The sequence below is a fragment of the Kribbella pratensis genome (assembly GCF_004365355.1).
Taxonomy (GTDB): Bacteria; Actinomycetota; Actinomycetes; order Propionibacteriales; family Kribbellaceae; genus Kribbella.
Genome location: NZ_SODP01000004.1, coordinates 206,169 through 232,512, shown reverse-complemented (window position 1 = coordinate 232,512; position 26,344 = coordinate 206,169). Strand labels below are relative to the sequence as shown.

Genomic DNA, 26,344 nt, shown 5'->3' with positions numbered 1-26,344 from the left:
AGTTTTTCTTACCCTCGATCGTGTGGGGGCTGAGGGTGGGTTGCGGGAGCGCAAGAAGCTGCAGACGCGCGCGGCGCTGGCCGATGCGGCGCTGCGGCTGGCGCTGGAGAAGGGGCCGGATCACGTCACGGTCGAGGAGATCGCCGAGGCGGCTGACGTGTCGGTGCGGACCTTCTTCAACTACTTCCCGCACAAGGAGCACGCGATCCTCGGGCGCAATCCCGAGCACCTCGAGCGGGCGCTGGACCGGATGCGGACGGCGCCCGCCGGGGAATCGCCGCTGACCACGATGTGGTACGCCGTCCAGGACGTCCTGCGCGACCTGGAGAGCGACGGCGAACTGTCCCGCCGGGGTGAGCTGATCATGAGCTCCCCGACCCTGCTGTACCAGCTGATGCTGTCGAGCATCGACGACGAGCGGCAACTCACCGCCGCCCTCGCGGAACGGATGGGCGAACCGGCCGGCTCCACCCGTCCGGCGCTGATCGTCAGCGCGGCAGGCGCGGCCTGCCGGGTGGCGATGGAGCTGCACAAGGCCGCGCCCGGCCGCCCCGTCCTCGAGTTCGTCCGCGAAGGCTTCCAACTACTTGCCCAAGGCATCGATCCTGCCTTCGACCCGAAAGGTCAGTCATGACGACGACGTCATCCACGCCGGATCCGGCGGCGGGTGAGGCCACCGCCACCGTTGCACTCACCCCGCGGCAGACCGTGCAGGCGATGTCCGGCCTGATGATGGGGCTGTTCGTGGCCATCCTGGCCGGCACCATCGTGTCCACCGCGCTGCCGCGGATCATCCACGACCTGGGCGCGAGCCAATCGTCGTACACCTGGGTCGTCACGCTCGAGCTGCTGACGATGACCGCAACCGTGCCGTTGTGGGGCAAGCTGGCCGACCTCTACAACAACAAGTTGCTCGTCCAGCTGTCGCTGGGCTTCTTCGTGGTCGGTTCGCTGGTCGCGGGCTTCGCGCCGAACATCGAGGTACTGCTCGGCAGCCGCGTGCTGCAGGGCCTGGGCGGCGGCGGTCTGACCGCGCTCGTGCAGATCGTGATGGCGGCGATCATCCCGCCGCGCGAGCTCGGCCGGTACTCGGGCATCTTCGGTGCGATCTTCGCGTCGGCGACGGTCGGCGGGCCGTTGCTCGGCGGCTTCCTGGTCGACTCCCCGCTCGGCTGGCGGGCCTGCTTCCTCGTCGGGGTCCCGTTCGTGCTCGCGGCGATCATCCTGCTACAGCGCACGTTGAAGCTGCCGACCGTACGGCGGGAAGTGAAGATCGACTGGTGGGGCGCGGTCCTCATCATGGGCGGCGTGAGTACGTTGCTGGTCTGGTCCTCGTTCGCCGGCAACAAGTTCGACTGGGTCTCCGGCTGGAGCTTCGGACTGGTCGGCGCGGCGCTGGTCGTGCTCGTGGCCGCCGTGCTGGTCGAGCGCCGGCACCCTGAGCCGATCATCCCGATGGACCTTTTCCGCAACCGGACGGTGACGCTGTCGATCATCGCCAGCGCGCTGGTCGGTGTGTCGATGTTCGGCGGCTCGGTGTTCCTCGCCCAGTACTTCCAGATCGCGCAGGGCTACTCGCCGACCAAGGCCGGCCTGATGAGCCTGCCGCTGATCATCGGCATGATGGTCGCGTCGACGATCGCCGGTGGGCTGATCACGAAGTACGGCCGGTGGAAGATCTACCTGATCGTGGGCAGCGTGCTGCTGCCGATCGGGCTGGCGCTGTTCGGCACGATCGACGCTCAGACGTCGAAGTACATGCTGTGGGGGTTCATGCTCGTGCTCGGTGTCGGCATCGGTCTGGTCATGCAGAACCTGGTGCTGGCCGCGCAGAACGACGTACCGGCTCGGGAGCTGGGTGCCGCCACCTCGGCGGTGAGCTTCTTCCGCAGCATGGGCGGCACCATCGGCGTCAGCGTGCTCGGCGCGATCCTCGCGAACAAGGTCACCGAGACGCTGAACCCGGGCGGGGCCTCGTCGGGCGGCAGCGCCGTACCGAACATCAAGGACCTGCCGGAGCAGGTCCGCACGGTCGTCGAGAACGCGTACGGCGACGCGACGGCCGACCTGTTCATGATGTCGGTCCCGTTCGCGATCCTCGCTCTGGTCGCGGTCCTGTTCATCAAGGAGAAGGCGCTGCTGACCACATCTGGAGCCGAGCGCCGCGCTGCCGAGGAGCCTGACAAACTGGACGCATGATCGTCGCTTTCAGCATCAGCCCGTCGGCCGGTGACGAGACCGGAGGGGTGAGCGAGGCGGTGGCCGAGGCCGTCCGCGTCGTCCGCGCCTCCGGTCTTCCCAACGAGACCAACGCGATGTTCACGAACATCGAGGGCGAGTGGGACGAGGTGATGGCCGTCGTGAAACAGGCCGTCGACGCGGTCGCCGCCGTCTCGCCCCGCGTGAGCCTCGTCCTCAAGGCCGACATCCGGCCCGGGTACACCGGCCAGCTCACCGCGAAGGTCGAGCGCATCGAGCAGGCATTAGTGGACTGAGTTCAGGACGCCGAGGACGTTTTCGTAGCGGTTCTCGCGTTCGGCGTGGCGGAGGAAGCGGACCCGGTCCACGAGGACCTCTTCGGCGTCGGGCTGGTCCTGGAGGATGCGCATCGTCTCGTCGAGGTACTCGTCGAGAGGCATCGCGCGCTCGTCGTTCTCCTGGTTCATCAGCGTGGTCTGCACCGCCGGCGGGACGAGCTCGATCACCTGGATGCCGGTGTCCGCGAGCTGGATCCGCAGGCTCTGGGTGTAGCTGTGGATCGCGGCCTTCGTGGCGCTGTACGTCGGGGTGATCGTCAGCGGCACCGAGGCGAGACCGGACGAAACGGTCAGGATCACCGGGTCGGTCTGCTTCAGCAGGTACGGTGTGAAGGTGGCGACAGCGCGGATCGTGCCGAGCAGGTTGATGTCGATGGTCTGCTCCGCGGTCGGCAGGTGACCTGGGTCGCGGAGGTCCTCGATCTGCATGATGCCGGCCATCGTGACGAGCACGTTGACGTCGTGAGCGCCGGTCACCTTCTCGAAGGCGGCCGTGATCGAGGCGGGGTCGGCGACGTCGAGGTAGATACCCTCGATGCCGTCCTCGGCGGCGATCGTGTCGAGCAGCTCCTGGCGGCGGCCGCTGATGATCACGGTGTTGCCGAGGTCGCGGAACCGGCGGGCGAGCTCGAGGCCGATACCCGACGTACCGCCGGTCATGAAGATCGTGTTCCCTGTGGTTTTCATGTCTCCAGCCTGCGACCGGATGCCGACGGCAACCAGGCCGCGCTCAGCCACTGCTCCGCAAGCAGTGGATAACGGCTGAGCGGCGTGGACACTGGAGTCATGGAGTACGCCGATCTGTCCGACTTCCTGCGCAAACGCCGGGAGGCCCTGCAACCCGAAGACGTGGGCATGCCCCGCGGGCGCAGGCGCCGTACCCCCGGTCTGCGGCGCGAGGAGGTCGCCGCGCTGGCGTCGATGTCGGCCGACTACTACAGCCGGCTCGAGGGCGGACGCGGCCCGCAGCCGTCGGTCGAGATGCTCGGCGCGATCGCCCGCGCGCTCCGGCTGACACTCGAGGAGCGCGACCACCTGTTCCTGCTGGCCGGCCACGGTACGCCGCCGCGGGCGACGCGGGCGTGCCACGTCGACCCCGGCATGCTGCGGATCCTCGACCGCCTGCACGACACCCCGGCGATGCTGCTCAACCGGTGCGGCGAGGTGCTCGCGCAGACGCCGACGCACGTCGCCTTCGCCGGTGAGCTCACCAACTTCCAGGGCATGGAGCGCAGCGAGGTCTATCGCTGGTTCGCCCACCCCGAGACCCGGACGCTGTACGCCGAACCCGAGCTGACGACGCACAGCAAGCTGCTGGTCTCGATGCTGCGCACGACCGCGACCATCGACGGACCGAAGTCGTACTCCGCCTCGCTCGTGAAGGCGCTGCAGAAGCTGAGCCCGGAGTTCGTCAAGATCTGGGACGCGCACGAGGTCGTCGTCGCGCACAGCCGGACCAAGCGGTTCCGGCACCCGTCGGTCGGGGACCTCGAGCTGTACTGCGAGCTGATCGACAACCGGGACCAGCAGCAGACGCTGATCGTGTTCACCGCGGAGCCGGGCAGCGAGAGCGCGGAGAAGCTGGAGTTGCTGAGTGTTCTGGGCAGTCAGGCGATGAACTCTGGACAGGGCTTAGATCGGGAGTTAATTTAAGCTCTGAAATTTCATAAAGTTCTGACGGAAAGGTCCGCCCCCATGCTTTCCGATCGATTTCGCCTGCCCGCCTTCCTGCTCGCACTGGTGCTGCTGATCAGCGGGCTCACCTCCACTGCGGTCGCCAAGGTCGAGGCGACGTTCAACGTGCTCGCCTTCTACAGCGGCACCTACGACGCCGCGCACATCGACTTCGAGAAGGAAGCGAATCAGCGCTTCCCGCAGTTCGGTGCGCAGAACGGCTTCTCGTACACATCGACCAACAACTGGGACCAGCTCAACAACTTGAGCGCATCGCAGTACCAGGTGGTGATGTTCCTCGACGATTCGCCACACAGCGACGCGCAACGCAACGGGTTCAAGAACTACATGGATCACGGCGGTGCGTTCTTCGGCTTCCACGTGTCGGCGTACAACGACGCGAGTGGCGGTTGGCCGTGGTTCAACAACACTTTGCTCGGCACCGGCCGGTTCGAGTCGAACACCTGGGGACCGAGCGCGGTCACGCTGAGGACCGAGAACCGCTCGCATCCCTCACTGGTGAACACCGGAGCGACGTTCCGCTCGTCGGTGAGCGAGTGGTACAGCTGGCAGAACGACCTGCGGAACAACCCCGATATTCAGGTCCTGGCCTCGATCGACCCGTCCAGCTTCCCGGTCGGCAACCAGCAGGGCAACATCTGGACGTCGGGCTACTACCCGATCATCTGGACCAACAAGAACTACAAGATGATCTACGCGAACTTCGGCCACAACGCGATGAATTACGAGACCAACACCCGGCTCTCGTCGACGTTCGACAGCCCGGCACAGAACCAGTTCATGATGGACGCGTTGAAATGGCTCGGTGGTGGCGGTACGACGCCGCCGGTCGACCAGCCGTCGCTGACCGCGTGGTACCAGCTCGCCAACAAGGGCAACGGAAAGTGCGTCGACGCCCGCGCGGCCGGAGTCGCCAACGGGACCGTCATCCAGCAGTACACCTGCAACGGCACGCAGGCGCAGCAGTTCCAGTTCCAGCCGACGTCCGGTGGATTCACGCGCGTCAACAACCGCAACGACGCCACCAAGGTGATCGATGTGACCGGGGTGTCCGCGGCCGACAACGCCGGCCTGCAGTTGTGGACATACAGCAACGGCAACAACCAGCAATGGCAGGCCGTCTCCGAAGGCAGCGGCTATTTCCACTTCGTCAGCCGCTTCAGCAGCAAATGCCTCACGGTCCCCGGCGGCTCCACCGCCGACAGCACGCAACTCGTCCAACTCACCTGCAACGGCGCCGCGACGCAGTCGTTCCAGCTGACGGTGGTTTGATGTTGGGCTAGGTTCTCGCGCATGAGAATCCTGCGTGTGGCCGCTCTCGCGGCAGGAGGTCTGTTGTTGATGTCGTCCCAGGTCATCCCCGCCCAGGCGCACGGCGGGCCGTCGTACCGCTGGGAGCTGACGCCGACCGGAAGTACGGCGCAGTTCCGCGGGCTCGCGGCGGTCAGCAAGGACGTCGCCTGGGTGGGTGGGACCGCGGGGACGGTACTGCGAACCGTCGACGGCGGGAAGCACTGGCAGAACGTCAGCCCGGCGGGTGCGGAGGCGTTGCAGTTCCGCGATGTCGAGGCGTTCGACGCGAAGCGGGCGGTCGCGCTGTCGATCGGGGTCGGTGAGGACTCGCGCGTGTACCGGACCGTCGACGGCGGCAAGCACTGGACCGAGACGTTCCGCAACACCGACGTGAACGCGTTCTACGACTGCTTCGCCTTCAACGACGACAAGCACGGGCTGGCGATGAGCGACCCGGTCGACGGGAAGTTCCGGATCGCGGCGACGTCGGACGGCGGGCAGTCGTGGAAGGTGCAGTCGAACGCCGGTATGCCGGCCGCGCTGCCCGGCGAGTTCGCGTTCGCGGCCAGCGGGACCTGCCTGGTCGCGGGACCCGGACGGACCGCGTGGTTCGCGACCGGCGGCGGCGACCGGCCGCGGGTGTTCCGGACGAGCGACGGCGGGCGGCACTGGCGGGTCTCGGACTCGCCGATGGCCAGTGGCCAGGCGGCCGGCATCTTCAGCCTCGCCTTCCGCAACCCGCTGTTCGGCGTCGCGGTCGGCGGTGACTTCGAGAAGCCGACCGACGCGGTCAAGGCGGCCTCGATCACGTACGACGGTGGCCGCACCTGGAAGCTCGTGCCCGCGGACAAGGCGCCGAAGGGGTACCGCAGCGGGTCGCACTTCGTGCCGTGGTCGCCGTCGACCGTCGTCGCGGTCGGCCCGTCCGGGAGCGACGTGAGCTTCGACGGCGGGCGTAGCTGGAAGCAGTTCTACGACGGCAGCTTCGACAGCGTCGAGTGCGCCGGCCACGGCTCCCAGGCCGGCTGCTGGGCCTCAGGCGCGAAGGGCGCGGTCGGCCGCCTGGTGCACTGACCGTTCAGACCGGCGACACTCGTTCGTTGTGCGGGTGTCGCCGGTTTTCCGGAAGGATGGGTGCATGCGTAAATTGCTAACGGTCCTGGTGGGGTTACTGATGGCGGTGCCGACCGTTGCCGCCGCGCAACCGGACGCCGGGCGGCCGGAGCGGCCGTTGACGGTGATGACGTACAACATCCATCACGGTGCGGGGATCGACGGTGTGCTCGATCTCGAGCGGATCGCCGTACTGATCGAGCAGTCCGGGGCCGACGTGGTCGGGCTCCAGGAGGTCGACCGGCACTGGGATGTGCGGAGCAACTGGGTCGACCAGCCGGCCTGGTTCGCCGCGCGGCTGAACATGCACTACGCGTACGCCGCCAACCTCGACCTGCCGCCGGTGAACCCGGGCGAGCCGCGGCGTCAGTACGGGACCGCGATCCTGTCGAAGTACCCGATCAAGGACTTCGAGAACACGCTGTTGCCGCTGTATCCGACCGGCGAGCAGCGCGGTCTCGCGGTCGCGAAGATCAAGGTTCGTGGGGCCGACCTACGGTTCGCGAACACGCACCTGACCAGCAACAACAACGCCGAACGGCTGGAGCAGGCGCAGAAGGTGGTCGAGCTGCTCGGCAACTCGAAGACCCCGACGCTGCTCGTCGGCGACCTGAACGCGACGCCGACCGCGCCGGAGATCAAGACCCTGACCGCCGTGTACGACGACACGTGGACCGAGGTCGGTGTCGGCCCGGGCTACACGATCGAGGCGGGCAACCCGACCAAGCGGATCGACTTCCAGCTGCACAGCGCGGGCCTGCGCCCGGTGACGGCCGACGTACCTGTGACGCCGGCTTCGGACCACCTCCCGGTGGTCGCCTCGTTCGCCCTCCGCTGAACCCCTGACGCGTCACCTGAACGCCCTCCGGCTCCGGCCGGAGGGCGTTTTCGTGCGCCGACCTGGGACTTCGCGGAATTACAAGCTTGTAGTTTGTCAAGTCGACACACGGGTGAAACAAAGATACTTGTGTGAAAGCTGTTCCCAATGGGGCTCTAGGCAACTAGTGTCACGTATGTGGTCCAGGAGGACCAAAAGTTCACGAACCCTGGGGAAGGGGTTCGTGACCGGCGGAAGGAACGATCCCGATGCGGACGCCCCTCAGGGCCACGTCCGGCGAGCGGGTCGCGAGCACTGGGAAGACCGGTCGGGCAGGTAAGGCCCTGCTGTCCGGGGTGCTCGCGATCTGCTTGGCCGCCACGATGGCCATGCCCACGCTCCCGGCCGAGGCTGCCAAGCCGAAGCCGCCGGTGATCCCGTCCAAGGCCGCGGTCGAGCGGGCCAAGCAGGCCGCCGCCTCGAAGGCCGGCCAGGTTGCGACGATCGAGCGCCAGCTCGCCGCGGCGAACGCGCGGCTCGAGCAGCTCGGCATCCAGTCCGGCATCGCCGACGAGGCGTACAACGGCGCCGTCTACCGGCTGCAGCAGGCCCAGGCCGAGGCCACCGCCGCCGCGGCCCGCGCGAAGGAGGCCGAGCAGACGCTCGCCACCCAGCGGGCGCAGATCGGCCGGTTCGCCGCCGCGTCGTACCAGGGTGGCGGCGACGTGGCGAAGATCGCGCCGCTGTTCACCGCGAACGGTCCGCAGGACCTGCTCGACTCCGCCGGCGCGGCCCGCTCGGTGTCGGCCGCGATGCAGGGTTCGTACCTGCGGTTCTCGGCCACCCAGGTGATGACCAACCTGTTCAAGGTGCAGGCCGACCAGGCGGTCGTCAAGGTGAAGAAGGCGACCGACGAGGCGGCCGCCGCGAAGAAGGCGGCCGAGGACGCGGAGGCGGCTCAGTCCGCGGCCGTGACCGCGATCGGGGTGCAGCGCACGAAGTCGATCGCGCAGCTCGCCGTACTGCAGAACACCTCGGTGAAGGTTGCTGCCCAGCGGCAGCGAGGGCTCGAGGAGCTTGCGCGACAACGAGCCGCCGCCCTGGCCGCGAAGAAGGCCGCCGAGCTGAAGCGCCGGATCGCCGCCCGTGAGGCCGCGGAACGCCGCGCGGAGGCGGCCGAGCGGGCCCGCGAGGCGGCCGAGGAGGCACGCCAGGAGAAGGAAGAGCAGAAGCAGAACCACGGGAAGAAGCCGCCGAAGCACCACAAACCGAAGCCGGGCAACGACGGCAACGGTGGCAACGGTGGCAACGGCGGTGGGCACAGCTCGGGCGGCAGCGCGCGGGACGCGATCAACTTCGCGCTGAAGCAGCTCGGCGACATGTACCTGTGGGGTGCGACCGGTCCGTCGCGGTGGGACTGCTCGGGACTGGTGATGGGCGCCTGGGAGCGTGCGGGCGTCCAGCTTCCGCACTACAGCGCAGCGCAGTACGAGCAGATCCAGCACATCAACGAGGACGACCTGCGGCCCGGCGACCTGATCTTCTGGGCCACCGACCCGAACGACCCGGCGACCATCCACCACGTCGCGATGTACATCGGCAACGGGCAGATGATCCACGCGCCGCGGACCGGGAAGCCGGTTCAGATCGCCAGCGTCTACTACTGGATCCCGCCGAACTTCTTCGGCCGTCCCTGACGCTTCTGTCTGCCTAGACCAGCCGGTGTCCGCCGTCGGCGTGGAGAACGGTGCCGGTGATGAAACCATTGCGTAGCAGGGCGATGATGGCGGCCGCGATGTCCTGGGTCCGGCCGATGCGGCCGACCGGGAGGCGCGCCGCCATCGCGGCCAGGGTCGCGGGCGCCGCGTCGCCGGCGACGTCCTGCCAGATCGGGGTGTCGACCCAGCCGGGGGACACCACGTTGACCCGGAGCGGCGCGAGCTCGACCGCGAGCGCTGCGGCCAGTGACGCCAGCGCGCCGTTGAGTGCCGCGAGCAACGATGCGCGCGGCCCGGGACGGTACGCCGCGATGCCCGAGGTGAACACGATCGAGCCGCCGGGTTCGAGCACCGGTGCGCCGTGTTTGGCGAGCAGCAGCGGTCCGAGCAACTTGGAGTCGACCGCGGATCGGGCCGCGTCCACGTCGTACTCGCTGATCGGCTGGTAGGCGCCGCCGACGTCCGCGGCCGTCGTGACGATATGGCTCACGGTGCCGGTGGCGGCGAAGAGCCGCTCGATGTCCGCCTCGATCCCGATGTCCATGGCAACAGTCCGTACGCCGAGCTCCCGGCGTACGGCGTCGAGCTTGCCGGGTGAGCGGCCGGCGATCGTGACTTCGCTGCCTTGGGCAATGAGTTCCGCGGCGAGCGCGTATCCCATGCCGGAGCTGCCGCCGACGATCACTACGTGTTCCTGCACTGAATCTCCTTCGGTGGTTGACGTTTCGAGCCAACCACTGCGGGAGTCAGTCCGCCACGACGTGCTGGCTAACGACCGTTAGGCCGGGGCTAACGACCATTGCCTGCAGCACCGGATTGCGCGAGTCGGTGCGCCAGACGGCGGCGTACCGGGCCACCAGTGGACGGCCTGAGATCGGCCGCCAGACGACGTCCGCGGTCGCGGCTCGACGGGACCCGAGGCTGATCGCCGACCGTCGGACGAGCAGGGCCGAGCGGAGTTGCGAGTGGCTCATGCTGATGTCGCTGAGCCGTACTCCGGGGCCGATGGCCCGCAGCGCGTCGTCGTGGAACTCGGGGGCCGAGTCCCGCGGGATCCAGATCAGCTCGAGGCCGGCCAGGTCGTCCGGTGTGAGCTCGGGTCTCGCGGCCAGCGGGTGGGTGGCGGTCAGCAGCACGCCGAGCTCCTCGGCCGCGAGGTGTTCGGAGGTGATTGCCGGAGGCAACGTCAATGGGGTGCGGACCAGGCCGAGGTCGATCTCGCCGGCAGTGAGCATCCGGACCTGGTCGGTGGTGGTGCCGGCCTCGAGGGTGACGGTGCTGTTCGGGAAGCGTTCGGTGGCGAGCTGTTCGAGCGCGGCGGGCAACCAGCCGGGGATGCCGTTCAGCAGGCCGAGTCGCAGGACCGGTTCGTCCAGCCCGGCGGCCCGGCGCGTGTCCTTCAGCGCCAGGCCGGCCGCCTGGATCGTCTCGCGGGCGCGGGCCAGGAACACCTGGCCGGCCGGGGTGAGCTCGACGCCGCGGCTGTGACGGATCAGCAGGGTGGCGCCGATCTCGCGTTCGAGCTGCTTGATCTGCTGACTCAGGGTCGGGGTGGAGATGTACAGGCGCTCGGCGGCCTTGCCGAAATGCAGCTCCTCCGCGACGCCCACGAAGTACCGCATCTGCCGCAACTCCACCCGGTGATTCTAGAGCGCCTCAGGGGATGGCGATGAGTCGTCCGAGGTTGGCGCGGGCGTCGAGGGTCTCGTGGATCCGGGCGACCTCGGTCAGCGGGTAGGTGGCGTGGACGACCGGGCGGAGCTCACCGGTCTGCCATCGGCGGATGACCTCGGCGATGTCGGCGCGGGCTTCGTCCGGCCGAGCCTGCTGCCAGCCGTAGAGGGAGACGCCGGTGAGGATGCGGAGTTGGAGTCCGAGCACCGGTACGGCGGGGACCTCGGTGGTGATGGCGCCGTACGAAACCATCCTGCCGAGCGGCTTCACCAGTTCGAGGCCCTGCTCGAAGACCGTGCCGCCGACCGCGTCGAGGACGGCGTCGACGCCGTCCGGCGCGAGGGCGCGGACCTTGGCCGCCCAGTCGGGGTCGCTGATGTCGACGGGCTCGGCGCCGAGCTCGCGGACGAAGTCGAGCTTCTGCGGGCTGGACGCCGTACCGATGATCGTCTTCGGGTCGTAGAAGCGGGCCAGCTGGGTGGCGAGGTGGCCGATGGTGCCGGCGGCGGACTGGATCAGGACCGTGCCGCCCGCCGGGATGTGACCGGACTCGAGCACGCGAAGCGCGAGCGGCGCGGTCAGCGACATCATCGAGGCTTCGCCCGCGTCGGCGTCGTCCGGGATCGACGCGAGGAAGGCGGCGTCGGCAACGGCATAGTCGGCGAAGGCGTCCACGGTGAGCGCCGAGACGCGCTGACCGACGGCCACGCCGGGCGGGGTGTCCGGCCCGAGCTTGACGATCCGGCCGACGACGTCGCCGGTGAGGGTGCCCGGGAGTGGACGGTCCCAGGGCGAGCCGCCGCGGCGGAGTACGGCGTCGATCGCGTTCGCGCCGATCGCCTCGGCCTCGATCAGGACCTGACCGGCGGCCGGTTCAGGTACGGCGACCTCCTCGAGCTGGAGGACTTCGGGGCCGCCGTGGCGGTGGAAGCGCACTGCGCGCATTGTGGGATCTCCATATCGTGGGGTTTTGAAATAATAGGAGACTCCCACGATAACGCCATGACTGAACGATGCCAATAGAGTTGGGGCGTGAAGAAGGCGCCGACGCATCGGCTGGCCGACCGGGTGCTGTGGGCGCTCGGACGGTCGAGCCAGCATGCCCAGCGCCTCGTCCGGCAGCACATGACGCAGGCCGGTGTCCGGACGCAGCACTATCACGTGCTCGCGAGCCTGGCCGACGACGGCGAGGCTGCTCAGGCGACGCTTGCCGACCGGATCGGCTTCGACCGCAGCGATCTGGTCACGCTGCTCGACGAGCTCGAGGAGCTGAAGTTCCTGGCGCGGCGGGTCGACCCGGCCGACCGGCGCCGCAAGATCGTCGCCATCACCCCGGCCGGCGAGAAGCAGCTGGACGCGATGGACCAACTCATCTACGCCGCCGAGGCGGACCTGCTGGAGCCTTTGACGGCAGCGGAGCGCAAAACCCTCCTCGCCCTACTCAGCCGCCTATCCGCGGACTGACCCCTGAGCCGGTCAGGTGCGCGGGCTAGTGGCCTTCGGTCTTCAGGCGCTGGAAGGACGCGGTGATCTCGGCCTCGGCCTCGGCGCGGCCGACCCAGGTCGCGCCTTCGACGGACTTGCCGGGCTCGAGGTCCTTGTAGACCTCGAAGAAGTGCTGGATCTCGAGCCGGTCGAACTCCGGCACGTGGTGGATGTCGCGCAGGTGCTCCTGGCGCGGGTCACCGGCCGGGACGCAGAGCACCTTGTCGTCCGGGCCCTTCTCGTCCGTCATCCGGAACATGCCGATCGCCCGGGCCTTGATCAGGCAGCCGGGGAAGGTCGGCTCGGGCAGCAGGACCAGCGCGTCCAGCGGGTCGCCGTCCTGACCGAGGGTGTCCTCGATGAACCCGTAGTCGGACGGATACTGGGTGGCCGTGAACAGTGTCCGGTCCAGCCGGAGCCGCCCGGTCTTGTGGTCCAGCTCGTACTTGTTGCGGGTGCCCTTGGGGATCTCGATGAAGACGTCGAACTCCATACGGCAGATACTGTCACGGTTCCGACCGACCCGATGACAGGAGCAGCCAGGTGGCACGACCTGCCCGTGCGGCATTCGTCACGCTGCTCACCACGGCGCTGTGCACGAGCCTGTGCGCCGGCCTGGTGAGCAGCGCACGCGCCGTACCCGGATCAGTCCAGACCACCGAGCAGGCACCGCCCGTCCTGGCTCCCTTGACCACCGAGGGCGCCGCTCCGACGGCGGCCGGGGTCGGCAGGGCGCTCGCTGCCGTCCTGAAGGACCCGTCGCTCGGCCCGCACCACGGTGTCTACGTGTACGACGCCTCGCGCGGCAAGCCGGTGTTCTCGGTCGGCGCGGCGACGCCGTACACGCCTGCCTCGACTCTGAAGCTCCTGACCACGGTCTCGGCGCTGGCGACGCTCGGGCCGGAGCACACGTTCACCACCAAGGTCGTGAGCGCCGGCAAGGGCTCGATCGTCCTGGTCGGCGGCGGTGACCCGCTGCTCGCTGCGAAGCAGGCGCCGGACTACCCGGCCCGTGCGACCCTCCAGACGCTCGCTGCCGGCACCGCGAAGGCGTTGAAGGCGCAGGGCGTCACCAGGGTCTCCCTCGGGTACGACGCGTCGCTGTTCACCGGCCCGGCGGTCAACGCGAACTGGGAGGCCAACTATGTCCCGGAAGGGATCGCCGCGCCGACGACGGCGCTGTGGGTGAACGAAGGCCGCATCTCGCCGGGCATGGCCAAGCGCGCGCCCTCGCCGGCACAGGCCGCCGCCACCTCGTTCTCGAAGCTGCTGGGCACCTACGGGATCACTGTGGCCCCGACCGTCAAGGCTGCGACGGCCCAGGCCGGCGTCGCCCCGCTGGCGCTGGTGAAATCGCCGACGCTCGGGCAGATCGTCGAGTACATCAACCAGCACAGCGACAACGACGGAGCCGAGGTCCTGCTGCGGCAGGTAGGCATCGCGACCGGCAACGGCGGTTCGTACGTCGGTGGGGTCAAGGGTGTGCGGGCCACGCTCACCAAGCTTGGCCTCGACGTCAGCAAGGCTCGCATCTACGACGGCAGCGGTCTGACCCGGGCGAACAAGGTCCCGCTCGACCTGCTGGCCGGAGCGGTCCGGGTGGCGGTCTCCAAGGACCACCCGGAGCTGCGGCATCTCCTGACCGGACTCCCGATCGCGGGCTTCAACGGGAGCCTCCGGGAGCGATTCACGACCGTCGGCACCGGCACCGGGACCGGACTGGTCCATGCGAAGACCGGGACGCTGACCGGTGTCCACAGCCTGGCCGGGTACGCCCGGGACCGCTCCGGCACGCTGCTGGTGTTCGCAGTCGCCAGTGACAGTGTTCCGGTCCCGAAGACGCTGGACGCCCGCGCCGCCCTCGATCGAACCACCGCAGCCTTGGCCAACTGCGGCTGCTGATCAGCAGCGCATGTTGGGACATAGCACTAGGGTCGTTATATGAGTACGGCTGAAGGCGAGACCACGACCGAGATGGTCGACTGGCAGCTGGCGACCGGTGTGGCGCGGAAGCTGCTGCGCCCGGGCCCGGCGGTCAGCCGCGCGCAGGCGGACCAGGTGGTCGCGGACCTGCGTCAGTTCGCGGCCGAGTCCGAGGGCCATGTCCGCGAGTTCACCGGGCTGCAGGCCACGTCGGCCACGGCGCCGGTGGTGATCGTCGACCGGCCCGGCTGGGTGCAGGCGAACGCGGACGGCTTCCGGACCGTGCTGCAACCGCTGGCGGACAAGCTGCGGGAGAAGGCGGACCGGATGCCCGGTCTGTCGTCCGCGGTCGGCTCACGGGTGACGGGTATCGAGGCCGGCGCGCTGCTGGCGTTCCTGTCGTCCCGGGTGCTCGGCCAGTTCGACCCGTTCTACCCGGCGGAGCCCGACCCGGATCGGCCGCACCTGACCGGTCGGCTGCTTCTCGTGGCTCCCAACGTCATGCACGTGGAGTCCGAGCTCGACGTCGTACCGCGGGACTTCCGGCTGTGGGTGTGTCTGCACGAGGAGACGCACCGGGTGCAGTTCACCGCCGTTCCGTGGCTGCGGGACCACCTGCGGTCCGAGATCGCCCTGTTCCTCGACCAGGCTGAGCTGGACGCGTCGGCGTACGCCGCGATGTTCCGGGAGGCTGTGCAGCGGCTGGGGCGGTCGGTCCGTGGCGAGGCTGAGCTGAGCCTGGTGGACCTGATGCAGTCGCCGGAGCAGCGTGCGGTGCTGGACCGGCTGACCGCGGTCATGTCGTTGCTGGAGGGTCACGCGGACTTCGTGATGGACGGGGTCGGGCCGACGGTCATTCCGACGGTCGAGAACATCCGGTCCAAGTTCACATCGCGCCGGCAGAGCGGCAACCCGGTGGACCAGCTGCTGAAGCGGCTGCTCGGGCTCGACGCGAAGCTGCGTCAGTACAAGGACGGTGCGGCGTTCGTACGCCGCGTGGTCGACCAGGTCGGTATGGAGGGCTTCAACCGGGTCTGGACCGGCCCCAACACGCTGCCGACCAAGACCGAGATCGCGAACCCCGATGCCTGGGTCGCCCGACTCCACGGCTGAGTCGGCTGGGTTCGCTATGGAGGAGCTGGTCGAGCGCAGACGCGGGAAGCTGCACCCGGCCATAGCCCGCGCCCGGGAGGCGGTGCGGGCGACGCTCGCCGAGCTGCCTCAGGGGACCACTGTGCTGGTCGCCTGCTCCGGCGGCACGGATTCGCTCGCCCTTGCCGCCGCGACCGCCTTCGAGGCGCCGAAGCTCGGTCTGCGGGCCGGAGCGATCGTCGTCGACCACGGTCTGCAGCCGGACTCCGCACACGTTGCTGAGACCGCAGCGGAGCAGTGCAGGACGCTCGGGCTCGAGCCTGTCCAGGTGCGTGCGGTGGAGGTCGGCAGCGACGGCGGTCCGGAGGCTGCGGCGCGGGCTGCACGGTACGACGCCCTGCGGGACGCGGCGGATGAGCTGGCAGCGGACGTCGTACTGCTGGCCCACACCCGTGATGACCAGGCCGAGACTGTCCTGCTCGGGCTCGGGCGCGGATCGGGGGCGCGGTCGCTGGCTGGGATGGCCCCGGCGGTCGGACTGCTCCGGCGGCCGTTTCTAGAAGTACCGCGGGCCACTACGGCGGCGGCGTGTATCGCGTCGGGGCTTCGGCCGTGGCACGACCCGCACAACGACGATCCGCAGTACACACGGGTGCGGGTGCGGCACGAGGTGCTGCCGGTGCTGGAGGAAGCCCTGGGGCCTGGTGTGGTCGAGGCGCTGGCCCGTACGGCGGGACTGCTGCGGGCGGACGCCGATGCGCTCGATCTGCTGGCTGCGGATGTTGCCGAGACCGCACTGAGTCGCGCCGAGGGCGAGGTGCGCGCGGACATCGGCGTACTGACCGACGAGCCCGCTGCGATCCGCACGCGGGTGCTGCGGCAGGCCGCGCTGGAAGCCGGCTGTCGGGCCACGGACCTCACCGCGGGACACGTCGCGTCCGTCGACGCGCTGGTGACCGACTGGCGCGGCCAGCGCTGGATCGACCTACCACAGGGGATCCGGGCGATCCGCAAGGGCGGATTCATCATCCTCGGTCCTGATGTGACAGGCTGAGGGCCGTGGATGCGGCGGACATCGAGAAGGACCTGACCAAGATCCATTACACCGAGGACCAGATCCTCGCGAAGCTGCGGGAGCTGGCAGCGCGGATCGAGGCCGACTACGAGGGCAAGGACCTGTTGCTGGTCGGTGTCCTGCGCGGTGCGGTGATGGTGATGGCCGACCTGGCCAGGTCGTTCAGCCGGCACGTGGAGATGGACTGGATGGCCATCTCGTCGTACGGCTCGGGGACCAAGTCGTCGGGTGTGGTGCGGATCCAGAAGGACCTGGACACCGACATCACCAACCGGCACGTGCTGATCGTCGAGGACATCATCGACACCGGGCTCACGCTGAGCTGGCTGGTCAGCAACCTGGAGTCACGCAAGCCGGCCTCGCTGGAGCTGTGCACCGCGTTCGTGAAGCCGGACGCAGCCAAGATGCGGGTCCCGGTGAAGTACGTCGGCCTGGAGCTGCCGGACGAATTCGTCGTCGGCTACGGGCTGGACTACGCGGAGAAGTACCGGAACCTGCGCTGTGTGGCCACTCTGGCCCCGCACGTCTACTCCTGACCGGCTCCCACAAGGCAGACTTGGTGACGGCCTGTACAACGGGTCGTACTGTCCTTTGGTGACCCTCGTGCTGTGTTGTCTTGTGCGACACGAGACACTTGGACTGGTATTACCGTCACAAGCCCGCCATACCCGGGCCTGCCGAGCTAGGAGGGACGGGGCTTAGGCCTCGATCATGGACGTGAAGCGCATCTTCCGCGGACCCCTGTTCTGGATCGTCGTCGCCTTCCTGGGCGTACTGGTGATCGGGCAGCTCCTGACCGGCTCGACCGGGTACAAGACCGAGGCCACCGGCCAGGTCGTGCAACTGATCCAGCAGGCCAAGTCGTCGAGCGACAAGACGATCAAGTCGGTGACGCTGATCGATCCGGACCAGGAGATCCGGGTCGAGAAGACCGACGGCACCAAGCTCCGGGCGCACTGGGTCGACGGCCAGGCCGAGACCCTCGGCGCCGACCTGCAGTCCCTGTTCCAGGACGGCAAGATCGAGCGGTACGACGTCGAGAACCCGAAGCCGAGCTTCATCGGCCAGGTGTTCTCCACGCTGATCCCGTTCCTGCTGATCGCGGTCGTGTTCATCTTCCTGATGAACTCGATGCAGGGCGGCGGCTCCCGGGTGATGAGCTTCGCCAAGTCGAAGGCCAAGCTGATCACCAAGGACACCCCGAAGACGACGTTCGCCGATGTGGCCGGCGTCGACGAGGCGGTCGAGGAGCTCGGCGAGATCAAGGAGTTCCTGCAGGAGCCCGGCAAGTTCCAGGCGGTCGGAGCGAAGATCCCGAAGGGCGTCCTGCTCTACGGCCCGCCCGGTACCGGTAAGACCCTGCTGGCCCGCGCAGTCGCCGGTGAGGCCGGCGTGCCGTTCTACTCGATCTCCGGTTCGGACTTCGTCGAGATGTTCGTCGGTGTCGGCGCCTCCCGCGTCCGCGACCTGTTCGAGCAGGCCAAGACGAACGCCCCGGCGATCGTGTTCATCGACGAGATCGACGCCGTCGGCCGGCACCGTGGCGCGGGCCTCGGCGGTGGACACGACGAGCGCGAGCAGACGCTGAACCAGTTGCTGGTCGAGATGGACGGCTTCGACGTCCGCGGCGGTGTGATCCTGATCGCGGCCACCAACCGGCCCGACGTCCTCGACCCGGCACTGCTGCGGCCCGGCCGCTTCGACCGGCAGATCGCCGTCGACGCGCCGGACCTGCCCGGCCGGGAGAAGATCCTCAAGGTGCACTCCCGCGGCAAGCCGATGGCGCCCGACGTCGACCTGGTCGCCGTCGCCCGCCGGACGCCGGGTATGACCGGTGCCGACCTGGCCAACGTGCTGAACGAGGCGGCCCTGCTGACCGCGCGGTCGAACGCGCAGATCATCGACAACCGCGCGCTGGACGAGGCGATCGACCGCGTCATCGCCGGCCCGCAGCGCCGGACCCGGCTGATGTCGGACAAGGAGAAGGTGCTCACGGCGTACCACGAGGGCGGGCACGCCCTGGTCGCCGCCGCGCTGCCGCACTCCGACCCGGTGCAGAAGGTGACGATCCTGCCGCGTGGCCGCGCGCTCGGCTACACGATGGTGATGCCGGACGAGGACAAGTACTCGACCACCCGGTCGGAGATGCTGGACAAGCTGGCCTACATGCTCGGTGGCCGCGCCGCCGAGGAGATGGTCTTCCACGACCCGACCACCGGCGCGAGCAACGACATCGAGAAGGCGTCGGCGCTGGCCCGGGCGATGGTCACGCAGTACGGCATGACCGAGCGGCTCGGCGCGATCAAGTTCGGCCAGGACGGCAGCGAGCCGTTCCTGGGCCGCGACTTCGGCAGCCAGCGGAACTACTCCGAGGAGATCGCGGCCGCGGTCGACGAGGAGGTCGGCAAGCTGATCCTGAACGCGCATCAGGAGGCCTTCGACATCCTGGTCGACAACCGCGCGGTGCTGGACCACCTGGTCGAGGAGCTGCTCGAGAAGGAGACGCTGGACAAGCACCAGATCGCCCGGATCTTCGAGCCGGTGATCATGCGGGAGCGCCGGCCGGCCTGGACCGGCTCGTCCACCCGGGTGCCGTCGGACCAGCCGCCGGTGATGCCGACCGGCAGCAACGGCCGCGCCGAGCAGAACGGTTCGCTCCACGACGTGCTGCCGGGCGGTTCGGTCGGTCCGGACGAGGCCATCCGGCCGACGGACTACGGCAGCGGGCCGACCCCGCCGAACAAGCAGTGACACCTGCGACGCCGCCACCCACCGGGTGGCGGCGTCGCTGTTTGTGGCGTCGAAATTTACAGTGGCCGGATGACTTCACCGAATTTCGACCACGAGCGGGCGGCGAACGCCATCCGCGAGCTGCTGTTCGCGATCGGGGAGGACCCGGACCGCGAGGGCCTGCGGGACACACCGGACCGGGTGGCGCGGTCGTACGCCGAGATCACCGCCGGGCTCGGCCAGACCGCCGAGGACGTCCTGACGACCACGTTCGCGCTCGAGCACGACGAGATGGTCCTGGTGAAGGACATCGAGGTCTGGAGCATCTGTGAGCATCACCTCGTCCCGTTCACCGGCGTCGCGCACGTCGGGTACATCCCGAGCCGGGACGGACGCATCACCGGGCTGTCGAAACTGGCCCGACTGGTCGACGTGTACGCGAAACGACCGCAGATCCAGGAACGGCTGACCACCCAGGTCGCCGAATCGCTGGTCGAGATCCTCGAGCCGCGCGGCGTGATCGTGGTGATCGAGTGCGAGCACCTCTGCATGACCATGCGCGGTGTCCGGAAACCGGGCGCGAAGACGATCACCTCCGCGGTTCGTGGCCAGCTGCGCAATCCCGTCACGCGCGCGGAGGCGATGAGCCTGATCGTCGGCTGAGGCGTAGCCCCCGGCCCCTGGCCCTCGTTGGAGTTTGAGAGTCCGGGACTATGGACATTCTGTCGCTGAGCGTTTACTTTCCGTAGTGGCACTCGGCCAACGGGGACCAGAGTGCCGGTGTGAGGAGGACAGGATGTCGGGGCGTTTCCGGGTCGGCGCCGCACTTGCCGGGGTCGTCGTCCTGACGGCCGGCGGGCTGGTCGCAGCGAACTGGGCCACCGCGGACACGCGGAGCAGGACTACTCAGAAGAGTTCCCCCAAGCAGACCGAGGACCCGCTGGTGGCGGAGACCTTGGAGTCGCGGCTCGGGTCCGATTCGGGTGTGGTGGGCAGCTACTACGACAACTCCGGCGAGCTGATCGTCGCCGTGTCGGATGTCGCGACGGCCGAGCTGGTCCGTCAGATCGGCGCGATCCCGCGCCTGGTCCGGTTCACCGCTAGCCAGCTGAACGCCGTGCAGGGTGAGCTGAACAAGCTGGCCATGACGTCGAGCGCCGGCAAGGTGCGGTCGTGGTACGTCGATCCCGTCTCGGGGACCGTGGTCGTCTCGGTGCCGAAGGACGCGCACGACTCGATCACCAACCGCTTCCTGTCCCGCGCGATGGCGAACGGCGAGCGGGTCACGGTCCGCCAGGTGACGGGGACGATCCGCCCGACCGCGGACGACTTCAGCCTTCGCGGCGGCGTCCAGGTCGACAAGAACACCGGGTATGTATGCTCGCTCGGCTTCAACGCCCGGACCCGCAAGGGCACCCGGATCTTCCTCACCGCCGGGCACTGCACGGCGGGCAAGCCGTCGTTCTCCCGGAACGGCTACGTCCTCGGCAACACGTACACCTCGAGCTTCCCCGGCAACGACTTCGGCTCGGTCGGCGTGATCGAGGGCTGGGACCAGCAGGGGTACGTCGAGGGCTGGGGCGCCGGCAACGTCGCGGTCAAGGGGCTCGCGGACGCCACCATCGGATCGACGCTGTGCAAGTCCGGCAAGAGCACCGGCTGGACCTGCGGGCGGATCGTCGCGCGGAACGTCACGGTGAACTACGGCAACAACCGCATCGTCCGCGGGCTGTTCCAGCACACCGCCTGCGTGGAGGCGGGCGACTCCGGCGGCGCCAACATGACCGGCAACTACGCCCAGGGGATCACCAGCGGCGCGGCCCTGCTCAACGGCCAGTGCCTGGAGAAGTCCGGCCAGACCAACGAGTCCTACTCGCAGCCCATCGCCGAGGTTCTGCAGTCCACCCAGTCCCGGCTGATCCTCGCCAACTGAGCCCAGGCGACAGACTGGGGGTGCGGGCCACTACGGTGGTCTGGTGAAGGATCTCGAGCGGGTTCACGTGGACGGGCTGCCGGTGGTCGACCGGTGTCTCGTCATGGGCGTCGTGAACGTGACGCCGGACTCGTTCTCGGACGGCGGTGAGTGGTTCGAGCCGGCCGCGGCGATCAAGCACGGACGTGAGTTGCTGGCCGAAGGCGCCGATCTTCTGGACGTCGGCGGTGAGTCGACGCGGCCGGGCGCAGTCCGGCCGTCGCCCGAGGAGGAGATTCGCCGCGTCCTCCCGGTGATCGAGACCCTCGCGGCCGAAGGCGCGATCATCTCCGTCGACACGATGCGGGCCGGCGTCGCGGAGCTGATGCTCGACGCGGGCGCCACGATGATCAACGACGTGTCCGGCGGCCAGGCCGATCCGGACATGCTCCCGCTGGTGGCCGAGCGCAGAACGCCGTATCTGTGCATGCACTGGCGCGGGCACTCGATCGACATGCAGAACCGGGCCGAGTACGACGATGTCGTCGCCGAGGTGATCGCCGAGCTGGGCGAGCGGCTCGAGGTACTGCGGCAGGCCGGCATCGACCTGAACCGGGTCGCGCTCGACCCGGGGCTCGGTTTCGCCAAGAACGCGAACCACAACTGGGAGATCCTGCGCCGGCTGCGGGAATTCGCCGTCCTGGAAAGACCGTTACTGATCGGTGCGTCCCGGAAGACGTTCCTCGGTAGGCTGCTCGCCGACGAGCAGACCGGCGAACCCAGACCGGCCGTACGACGAGACGACGCGAGCGTGGCCGTGACCGCCCTGGCCGCCGCAGCGGGTGCCTGGTGTGTCAGGGCGCACGCGGTGGCACCGAACGCGGACGCGGTCAGAGTGGCGAAGAGATGGGGAACGGTATGACGGACGGACCGCGGCAGGGCACCGGTGGCGATGGTGCGCGCGGTGCCACCGTCGAGGACGTCGTACTGAATGCGAACACCGCGTTCTACAACGCGTTCGAGGCCGGCGACCTGGACCTGATGGCGGCCGTCTGGCTGCCGGAGCCGGATCCGGTCTGCATCCACCCGGGCAACGCGGCGATCTCCGGGTACGCCGAGATGATGCGGGCGTGGGCGATGATCTTCGCGAACACGCCGTACATCCAGTTCTTCCTGACCGATGTGCAGGTCCGGGTGGATGAAGACGTGGCATACGTCACGTGTACGGAGAATGTCCTGTCCTCGGGTGAGGGTGCCCCCGAGGACGGCTTCGCGGGTGGCAAGGCGCTCGCCACCAACGTTTTCCGTCGAACTTCCACCGGCTGGCGGTTGTGGATCCACCATGCCTCCCCGGTACTGTCGTCGTCTGGGGGCCGACAGGAGGAGGCGGAATGAGCGGTCCCGTTGTATTTCCTCCTGATGTGATCGAGATCCGGGGCATCCGTGGTTTCGGGCGTCACGGGGTGTTCGAGCACGAGCGGGCCGACGGGCAGGAGTTCGTCGTGGACGTCCGGCTGGAGCTGGACACCCGGTCCGCCGCGGCCTCCGACGACCTGGCCGACACTGTGAACTACGGGGTGGTGGCCGAGCAGGTGCACCGGGCGATCGAGACCGACCCGGTGGATCTGATCGAGACCCTCGCCCAGCGCATCGCCGATCTCTGCCTCGCCGACAAGCGGGTGACAGCGACGGCGGTCACCATCCACAAACCCTCGGCGCCGATCTCGGTGCCGTTCGACGACGTTGTCCTGACCGTGCAGCGCAGAGCCGGAGAATCCTCGTGACTGAGACCCCTAGTCCCCACGTCATCGACGCGGACACCCTGAGCGGTGGTCTGAAGCCGATCCGCCAGCTGATCCTGTCGCTCGGCAGCAACCTCGGCGACCGTGAGGCGAACCTGCAGGGCGCGGTTGATGCGCTGCGGGACACCCCGGACGTCGTCGTGGTCGAGGTCTCGCCGGTGTACGAGACCCAGCCGATCGGCGGCCCGGAGGAGTCCGGCCCGTACCTGAACATCGTCCTGCTCGCCGACACCACGCTGGCCGTCGACCTGCTGCTCGAGCGCGCCCAGGCGATCGAGCAGGCGTTCGGCCGGGAGCGCAGCGTGCCGGGCGCGCCGCGGACCCTCGACGTCGACCTGATCACCTACGGGCAGAAGACGATCGAGACCGAGGAGCTGACGATCCCGCACCCGCGGGCGCACGAGCGGGCGTTCGTGCTCGCGCCCTGGCTCGACATCGAGCGGGACGCCGTCCTGCCGGGCCACGGCCCGGTCTCCGAGCTGCTGGCCAAGGTCGGGACCGACGGCGTGACCAAGCTCGACATAGAGCTGCAGTAGTGGTGTCCGGCGGTCCCGAGCCGGGGCAGGCACCCCGGGACAAGCAGGAGCCGCCACGTCCGGGCTCGGTGCGGCCGACGTCACGCCGGCTGCTGATCGCGATCGCCGTCCTCGGGCTCGCGATCGGCGTCACGGTGGTGCAGGCGATCGAGTCCGGCGGCGGGGTCGCGCCGGCGGTGTCGTGGCTGACGCTGATCGCCTGGGCCTTCCTGGCCGCGCTGCTGTTCGCCGCCGCCCGCAACACCCACCAGCGGATCCAGGTCCGCCGGGAGCGGATGGAACCGTCCCGTGCGGTGTTCCTGTTGATGATCGGGAAGGCCAGCGCTTTCGTCGGCGCGTTGTGTACCGGGGTTTACGCAGGGTTCGCGTTAAGGTTCCTGCAAGCGATGGGCTCTTCCGGTCCTCGTAACCGTGTGATCATGGCCGCTGCGGCGGCGGTGATCTCTGTGCTGGTCGTCACGGCCGGATTGTTGCTCGAACGCGCGTGTCGCATTCCCGAGGACCCCGACGAGACCCCCTAACATGTCGGTCCATGGGGTCAAGGGGTAGCCGCCGTCGAACCAGGACCACCGTTCTCACCGTTGCCAACGCATCTCTGATCGTTGTCTGCCTGGGCGTGAGTGTCGCGCTCTTCTCGCAGAATGCCTGGATTCTCCGGGCGGCCGCGGTCGGTGCAGCTCTGGTCGCGATCGCCGGCGCTGTCCTGTTCCGCCACCAGTTGCTGGTCGAGCGGCTGGCCCATTCGGACGAGCGCGCGCAGGTCGCGCAGGAGTACTCGCGGATCACCAGCGCCCGCGTGGTCGAGAACGCGGAGTTCGTCGACCTGATGCAGCGCCGGCTGGACAAGATCGACCAGCGCCTGGACAAGATCGACGAAGAGGTCGCCACTGTCGTTGCCGCCGGCGACAAGCACTCCCAGGCCGACGCGCCGACCGTCGTGGACCTCAGGCTCCGAGGTCTGGCCGCATCCTGAGTCCTGCGCCCATACTGCGGTCATGGGGCTCGATGCGAACTACCCGGCTGTGACGATGAACGATCCGAACGGCCATGTCACGGTCTACAACGAGGACCATTTGCCGATCGGGCAACTGGGACCGACGCCGTACGAGTCGCCGTCGGTGAACGTGACATGCCGGCGCAAAGCGTGGGACGACCTGTACTGGTACCGGCTGCTGAACCCGGAGGGCTTCCCGTTCCCGGCCACAGAGGCGTACGTCTCAGCCGACGAAACGCATGAACTGAACCCCGGCCAGCCATACGCAATCCCCGACTGCGCCTCGGGCTGCCCGATCAAGATCGGCCAGGCAGCGGCGGTCGGTGCCTTGGCGATCGGCGGCCTGGCCGCGGCCGCCGCGTGGCGCCGTCGCCGCGCCCTGGACACCGCCTGAACGTCTGCGGGTGGGGTGGGGTGGGGTGCATCGCGTAGGTTCGGGGTGTGGATCTTGCGAAGTTGCTGAAGGTTGCTGAGGCTGCGGTGGCGCGGGGGCGGGTGGTGACGCAATCGCAGGCGGTCGGGGAGTTGACGTCCAAGGGGGACCGGGACATGGCCTCCGAGGTGGACTTCGCCGTGGAGCGGGAGGTGCGGGCGTTTCTCGAGCGGGAGACCCCGGAGATCGGGGTGCTCGGCGAGGAGGAGGGCGGCGCGACCGACGGCACGCGCTGGGTCCTCGACCCGGTCGACGGCACGGTCAACTTCATCCACGGCGTACCGCTCTGGGCGATCTCGCTCGGCCTGATCCACGAAGGACGGGCCGTTGCCGGCGTGATCGATCACCCGGCACTCGGTACGACGTACGTCGCCGCGGAGGGGCTCGGTGCCACCTGCAACGGGAAGCCGATCCGGGGCAGTGAGTGCACCGACCTGACCGAAGCATTGGTTGCCGTGGGCGACTATGCCGTCGGGCCGAATGCCGACGCGGTGAACGCCGATCGAATCGCCCTCACCCAGCGCCTGTACCCGCGCGTGCAGCGGCTGCGGATGATCGGTACGGCGGCGACCGCGCTCACCTGGACGGCGAACGGGTTCTTCGACGCGCTGATCATGTTCTCCAACAAGCCGTGGGACACGATGGCCGGCGTGGCGATCTGCCGCGAGGCCGGCGTCACCGTCCTCGATCTCGACGGCACCGAGCATGCGCCCGAGTCCCGCGGCGTGTTCGCCGTCGCCGACGGCATCCGCGAACCGCTACAGGAATTGCTGAGGGCAGCAAGGAGCTAGGGCGATGTCGACACTCGGAATCATCGGCAGCGGGAACATCGGCTCGGTGGTCGCCTGGCTCGCGGTCGACGCGGGCCTCGACGTGGTGATGGCGAACTCCCGCGGCCCGGAGAGCCTTGCCGACAAGGTCCGCGACCTCGGCGTCCGCGCCGCAACCGTCGAGGAGGCTGCCCGTGCCGGTGACTGGGTCCTCGTGACCATCCCGCTCGGTCGGTACGCCGAACTGCCGGTCGAACCGTTCGCGGGCAAGGTCGTGCTGGACACGATGAACTACTACCCGCACCGCGACGGCCGGATCGATCGGCTCGACCGCGAGCTGGTGACGACGGCGCAGCTGTTGCAGGAACACTTGCCCGAGGCCCACACCGTGAAGGCGTTCAACAACATCAGCGCCCGGAACATCGTCACGCTTGCCCGGCCCGCCGATGCGACCGATCGCAGTGCGTTGCCGATCGCCGGCGACGACGCGGACGCGAAGGCCGCAGCCACGACCCTGATCCAGACGCTGGGGTTCGACGTGGTCGACGTCGGTCCGCTGAGCGAGAGCTGGCGGTTCGAGCCGGAGACGGCGGCGTACGTGACGCCGTACCTGTCGAAGGCGAGTACGGCGAAGCAGCGCGCCGCCGGGCACGCCGACCCGGGCAAGCCGCTGCCGGTCGCCAGTCTCGTGCAACTGATCGCGGGCGCACACCGGCCGCCGGTGGCCGGGCGCGAGTTCTGACGC

Annotated in this window: 30 protein-coding genes; 25 read left to right on the top strand and 5 right to left on the bottom strand. The window is 68.7% G+C overall.

Annotated features, from left to right (window positions below):
• Positions 1-22: 22 nt before the first annotated feature.
• The 3 genes from EV653_RS35500 to EV653_RS35490 are packed head-to-tail and all read left to right on the top strand — an operon-like array spanning position 23 to position 2,495.
• Positions 23-634: a TetR family transcriptional regulator gene (locus tag EV653_RS35500; protein ID WP_134109891.1), complete on the top strand. Its 612-nt coding sequence runs from the start codon at positions 23-25 to the stop codon at positions 632-634.
• Positions 631-2,199 (top strand): MDR family MFS transporter, encoded by a 1,569-nt coding sequence (locus tag EV653_RS35495; protein ID WP_134109888.1) that lies wholly within the window; start codon positions 631-633, stop codon positions 2,197-2,199. Before EV653_RS35500 ends, EV653_RS35495 begins: the two co-directional genes overlap by 4 nt.
• Positions 2,196-2,495, top strand: coding sequence for a thiamine-binding protein (locus tag EV653_RS35490; RefSeq protein WP_134109884.1), 300 nt, complete (start codon positions 2,196-2,198; stop codon positions 2,493-2,495). Before EV653_RS35495 ends, EV653_RS35490 begins: the two co-directional genes overlap by 4 nt.
• Here EV653_RS35490 and EV653_RS35485 read toward each other — a convergent pair.
• Positions 2,484-3,224 carry an SDR family oxidoreductase gene (locus EV653_RS35485; protein WP_134109881.1) on the bottom strand — a complete coding sequence of 247 codons (741 nt, stop codon included), beginning with the start codon at positions 3,222-3,224 and terminating at the stop codon, positions 2,484-2,486. The genes EV653_RS35490 and EV653_RS35485 overlap by 12 nt on opposite strands.
• A gap of 99 nt (positions 3,225-3,323) precedes the next feature.
• On the opposite strand from EV653_RS35485, the gene EV653_RS35480 reads away from it, so the two are divergent.
• From EV653_RS35480 to EV653_RS35460, 5 genes are all read left to right on the top strand, one after another.
• Positions 3,324-4,190: a helix-turn-helix transcriptional regulator gene (locus EV653_RS35480; RefSeq protein WP_134109878.1), complete on the top strand. Its 867-nt coding sequence runs from the start codon at positions 3,324-3,326 to the stop codon at positions 4,188-4,190.
• Positions 4,191-4,232: 42 nt separating this feature from the next.
• Complete coding sequence (locus tag EV653_RS35475; RefSeq protein ID WP_134109876.1) at positions 4,233-5,504, top strand: ThuA domain-containing protein; 1,272 nt, start codon at positions 4,233-4,235, stop codon at positions 5,502-5,504.
• A 21-nt stretch (positions 5,505-5,525) separates the two neighbouring features.
• Positions 5,526-6,599, top strand: a complete 1,074-nt coding sequence (locus EV653_RS35470) for a WD40/YVTN/BNR-like repeat-containing protein (RefSeq protein WP_134109873.1) — start codon at positions 5,526-5,528, stop codon at positions 6,597-6,599.
• Between the two features lie 64 nt (positions 6,600-6,663).
• A complete protein-coding gene (locus tag EV653_RS35465) occupies positions 6,664-7,476 on the top strand; it encodes an endonuclease/exonuclease/phosphatase family protein (RefSeq protein ID WP_134109870.1) in 813 nt (270 codons plus the stop codon).
• A 248-nt stretch (positions 7,477-7,724) separates the two neighbouring features.
• Positions 7,725-9,152 carry a C40 family peptidase gene (locus EV653_RS35460; RefSeq protein ID WP_134109867.1) on the top strand — a complete coding sequence of 476 codons (1,428 nt, stop codon included), beginning with the start codon at positions 7,725-7,727 and terminating at the stop codon, positions 9,150-9,152.
• Positions 9,153-9,165: 13 nt separating this feature from the next.
• On the opposite strand, the gene EV653_RS35455 is transcribed toward EV653_RS35460, so the two are convergent.
• From EV653_RS35455 to EV653_RS35445, 3 genes are read right to left on the bottom strand one after another with little or no spacing between them, the layout of a single operon-like run.
• Entirely contained in the window at positions 9,166-9,873 is a 708-nt protein-coding gene (locus EV653_RS35455; RefSeq protein WP_202871982.1) for an SDR family oxidoreductase, read from the bottom strand.
• Between the two features lie 46 nt (positions 9,874-9,919).
• A complete protein-coding gene (locus EV653_RS35450) occupies positions 9,920-10,810 on the bottom strand; it encodes a LysR family transcriptional regulator (protein ID WP_134109865.1) in 891 nt (296 codons plus the stop codon).
• Positions 10,811-10,829: 19 nt separating this feature from the next.
• Positions 10,830-11,792, bottom strand: coding sequence for a quinone oxidoreductase family protein (locus tag EV653_RS35445; RefSeq protein ID WP_134109863.1), 963 nt, complete (start codon positions 11,790-11,792; stop codon positions 10,830-10,832).
• A gap of 87 nt (positions 11,793-11,879) precedes the next feature.
• Here EV653_RS35445 and EV653_RS35440 point away from each other — a divergent pair, with 87 nt between their 5' ends.
• Positions 11,880-12,311 (top strand): MarR family winged helix-turn-helix transcriptional regulator, encoded by a 432-nt coding sequence (locus tag EV653_RS35440; protein WP_134109861.1) that lies wholly within the window; start codon positions 11,880-11,882, stop codon positions 12,309-12,311.
• 25 nt (positions 12,312-12,336) lie between these two features.
• On the opposite strand, the gene EV653_RS35435 is transcribed toward EV653_RS35440, so the two are convergent.
• Complete coding sequence (locus EV653_RS35435) at positions 12,337-12,825, bottom strand: inorganic diphosphatase (RefSeq protein ID WP_134109859.1); 489 nt, start codon at positions 12,823-12,825, stop codon at positions 12,337-12,339.
• A 50-nt stretch (positions 12,826-12,875) separates the two neighbouring features.
• Between EV653_RS35435 and dacB the strand changes: the two genes are divergently transcribed.
• The 16 genes from dacB (at position 12,876) to EV653_RS35355 (ending at position 26,341) form a co-directional block, all read left to right on the top strand.
• Positions 12,876-14,234 carry a D-alanyl-D-alanine carboxypeptidase/D-alanyl-D-alanine endopeptidase gene (dacB, locus tag EV653_RS35430; RefSeq protein ID WP_134109857.1) on the top strand — a complete coding sequence of 453 codons (1,359 nt, stop codon included), beginning with the start codon at positions 12,876-12,878 and terminating at the stop codon, positions 14,232-14,234.
• A 39-nt stretch (positions 14,235-14,273) separates the two neighbouring features.
• Positions 14,274-15,368 carry a zinc-dependent metalloprotease gene (locus EV653_RS35425; RefSeq protein WP_134109855.1) on the top strand — a complete coding sequence of 365 codons (1,095 nt, stop codon included), beginning with the start codon at positions 14,274-14,276 and terminating at the stop codon, positions 15,366-15,368.
• A gap of 16 nt (positions 15,369-15,384) precedes the next feature.
• Positions 15,385-16,401, top strand: a complete 1,017-nt coding sequence (tilS, locus tag EV653_RS35420) for a tRNA lysidine(34) synthetase TilS (RefSeq protein ID WP_166679670.1) — start codon at positions 15,385-15,387, stop codon at positions 16,399-16,401.
• A gap of 5 nt (positions 16,402-16,406) precedes the next feature.
• A complete protein-coding gene (hpt, locus tag EV653_RS35415; RefSeq protein ID WP_130443709.1) occupies positions 16,407-16,958 on the top strand; it encodes a hypoxanthine phosphoribosyltransferase in 552 nt (183 codons plus the stop codon).
• Positions 16,959-17,133: 175 nt separating this feature from the next.
• A complete protein-coding gene (gene ftsH / locus EV653_RS35410) occupies positions 17,134-19,173 on the top strand; it encodes an ATP-dependent zinc metalloprotease FtsH (protein WP_134109851.1) in 2,040 nt (679 codons plus the stop codon).
• 69 nt (positions 19,174-19,242) lie between these two features.
• Positions 19,243-19,815 carry a GTP cyclohydrolase I FolE gene (gene folE / locus EV653_RS35405; RefSeq protein ID WP_134109849.1) on the top strand — a complete coding sequence of 191 codons (573 nt, stop codon included), beginning with the start codon at positions 19,243-19,245 and terminating at the stop codon, positions 19,813-19,815.
• 133 nt (positions 19,816-19,948) lie between these two features.
• Complete coding sequence (locus EV653_RS35400; protein WP_134109847.1) at positions 19,949-21,085, top strand: S1 family peptidase; 1,137 nt, start codon at positions 19,949-19,951, stop codon at positions 21,083-21,085.
• A gap of 103 nt (positions 21,086-21,188) precedes the next feature.
• Positions 21,189-21,986, top strand: coding sequence for a dihydropteroate synthase (gene folP / locus EV653_RS35395; protein WP_134110962.1), 798 nt, complete (start codon positions 21,189-21,191; stop codon positions 21,984-21,986).
• The gene (locus tag EV653_RS35390; RefSeq protein WP_238160669.1) at positions 21,983-22,459 is read left to right on the top strand and encodes a nuclear transport factor 2 family protein; all 477 of its coding nucleotides are present in this window, start codon (positions 21,983-21,985) and stop codon (positions 22,457-22,459) included. Before folP ends, EV653_RS35390 begins: the two co-directional genes overlap by 4 nt.
• Positions 22,456-22,848, top strand: a complete 393-nt coding sequence (folB, locus tag EV653_RS35385) for a dihydroneopterin aldolase (protein ID WP_134109845.1) — start codon at positions 22,456-22,458, stop codon at positions 22,846-22,848. The genes EV653_RS35390 and folB overlap by 4 nt, the downstream gene beginning before the upstream one ends.
• The gene (gene folK / locus EV653_RS35380) at positions 22,845-23,402 is read left to right on the top strand and encodes a 2-amino-4-hydroxy-6-hydroxymethyldihydropteridine diphosphokinase (protein ID WP_134109843.1); all 558 of its coding nucleotides are present in this window, start codon (positions 22,845-22,847) and stop codon (positions 23,400-23,402) included. The genes folB and folK overlap by 4 nt, the downstream gene beginning before the upstream one ends.
• Positions 23,403-23,404: 2 nt before the next feature.
• A complete protein-coding gene (locus EV653_RS35375) occupies positions 23,405-23,923 on the top strand; it encodes a DUF3180 domain-containing protein (protein ID WP_238160668.1) in 519 nt (172 codons plus the stop codon).
• 95 nt (positions 23,924-24,018) lie between these two features.
• The gene (locus EV653_RS35370; RefSeq protein WP_238160667.1) at positions 24,019-24,375 is read left to right on the top strand and encodes a hypothetical protein; all 357 of its coding nucleotides are present in this window, start codon (positions 24,019-24,021) and stop codon (positions 24,373-24,375) included.
• A gap of 22 nt (positions 24,376-24,397) precedes the next feature.
• Positions 24,398-24,790, top strand: a complete 393-nt coding sequence (locus tag EV653_RS35365; RefSeq protein WP_134109837.1) for a hypothetical protein — start codon at positions 24,398-24,400, stop codon at positions 24,788-24,790.
• Positions 24,791-24,837: 47 nt separating this feature from the next.
• Complete coding sequence (locus tag EV653_RS35360) at positions 24,838-25,620, top strand: inositol monophosphatase family protein (protein WP_134109836.1); 783 nt, start codon at positions 24,838-24,840, stop codon at positions 25,618-25,620.
• Between the two features lie 4 nt (positions 25,621-25,624).
• Positions 25,625-26,341 carry an NADPH-dependent F420 reductase gene (locus EV653_RS35355; protein WP_134109834.1) on the top strand — a complete coding sequence of 239 codons (717 nt, stop codon included), beginning with the start codon at positions 25,625-25,627 and terminating at the stop codon, positions 26,339-26,341.
• Positions 26,342-26,344 lie beyond the last annotated feature (3 nt).

Bases quoted from the DNA above. Each gene is read 5' to 3' on its own strand.
- EV653_RS35425 (WP_134109855.1), top strand. From the start codon at position 14,274: ATGAGTACGGCTGAAGGCGAGACCACGACCGAGATGGTCGACTGGCAG.
- EV653_RS35355 (WP_134109834.1), top strand. From the start codon at position 25,625: ATGTCGACACTCGGAATCATCGGCAGCGGGAACATCGGCTCGGTGGTC.
- EV653_RS35495 (WP_134109888.1), top strand. From the start codon at position 631: ATGACGACGACGTCATCCACGCCGGATCCGGCGGCGGGTGAGGCCACC.
- EV653_RS35465 (WP_134109870.1), top strand. From the start codon at position 6,664: ATGCGTAAATTGCTAACGGTCCTGGTGGGGTTACTGATGGCGGTGCCG.
- EV653_RS35390 (WP_238160669.1), top strand. From the start codon at position 21,983: ATGACGGACGGACCGCGGCAGGGCACCGGTGGCGATGGTGCGCGCGGT.
- EV653_RS35400 (WP_134109847.1), top strand. From the start codon at position 19,949: ATGTCGGGGCGTTTCCGGGTCGGCGCCGCACTTGCCGGGGTCGTCGTC.
- EV653_RS35485 (WP_134109881.1), bottom strand. From the start codon at position 3,224: ATGAAAACCACAGGGAACACGATCTTCATGACCGGCGGTACGTCGGGT.
- EV653_RS35460 (WP_134109867.1), top strand. From the start codon at position 7,725: ATGCGGACGCCCCTCAGGGCCACGTCCGGCGAGCGGGTCGCGAGCACT.
- folP (WP_134110962.1), top strand. From the start codon at position 21,189: ATGGGCGTCGTGAACGTGACGCCGGACTCGTTCTCGGACGGCGGTGAG.
- EV653_RS35435 (WP_134109859.1), bottom strand. From the start codon at position 12,825: ATGGAGTTCGACGTCTTCATCGAGATCCCCAAGGGCACCCGCAACAAG.
- tilS (WP_166679670.1), top strand. From the start codon at position 15,385: ATGGAGGAGCTGGTCGAGCGCAGACGCGGGAAGCTGCACCCGGCCATA.
- EV653_RS35490 (WP_134109884.1), top strand. From the start codon at position 2,196: ATGATCGTCGCTTTCAGCATCAGCCCGTCGGCCGGTGACGAGACCGGA.
- EV653_RS35470 (WP_134109873.1), top strand. From the start codon at position 5,526: ATGAGAATCCTGCGTGTGGCCGCTCTCGCGGCAGGAGGTCTGTTGTTG.
- ftsH (WP_134109851.1), top strand. From the start codon at position 17,134: ATGGACGTGAAGCGCATCTTCCGCGGACCCCTGTTCTGGATCGTCGTC.
- EV653_RS35480 (WP_134109878.1), top strand. From the start codon at position 3,324: ATGGAGTACGCCGATCTGTCCGACTTCCTGCGCAAACGCCGGGAGGCC.
- EV653_RS35445 (WP_134109863.1), bottom strand. From the start codon at position 11,792: ATGCGCGCAGTGCGCTTCCACCGCCACGGCGGCCCCGAAGTCCTCCAG.
- folE (WP_134109849.1), top strand. From the start codon at position 19,243: ATGACTTCACCGAATTTCGACCACGAGCGGGCGGCGAACGCCATCCGC.
- EV653_RS35365 (WP_134109837.1), top strand. From the start codon at position 24,398: ATGGGGCTCGATGCGAACTACCCGGCTGTGACGATGAACGATCCGAAC.
- EV653_RS35475 (WP_134109876.1), top strand. From the start codon at position 4,233: ATGCTTTCCGATCGATTTCGCCTGCCCGCCTTCCTGCTCGCACTGGTG.
- folB (WP_134109845.1), top strand. From the start codon at position 22,456: ATGAGCGGTCCCGTTGTATTTCCTCCTGATGTGATCGAGATCCGGGGC.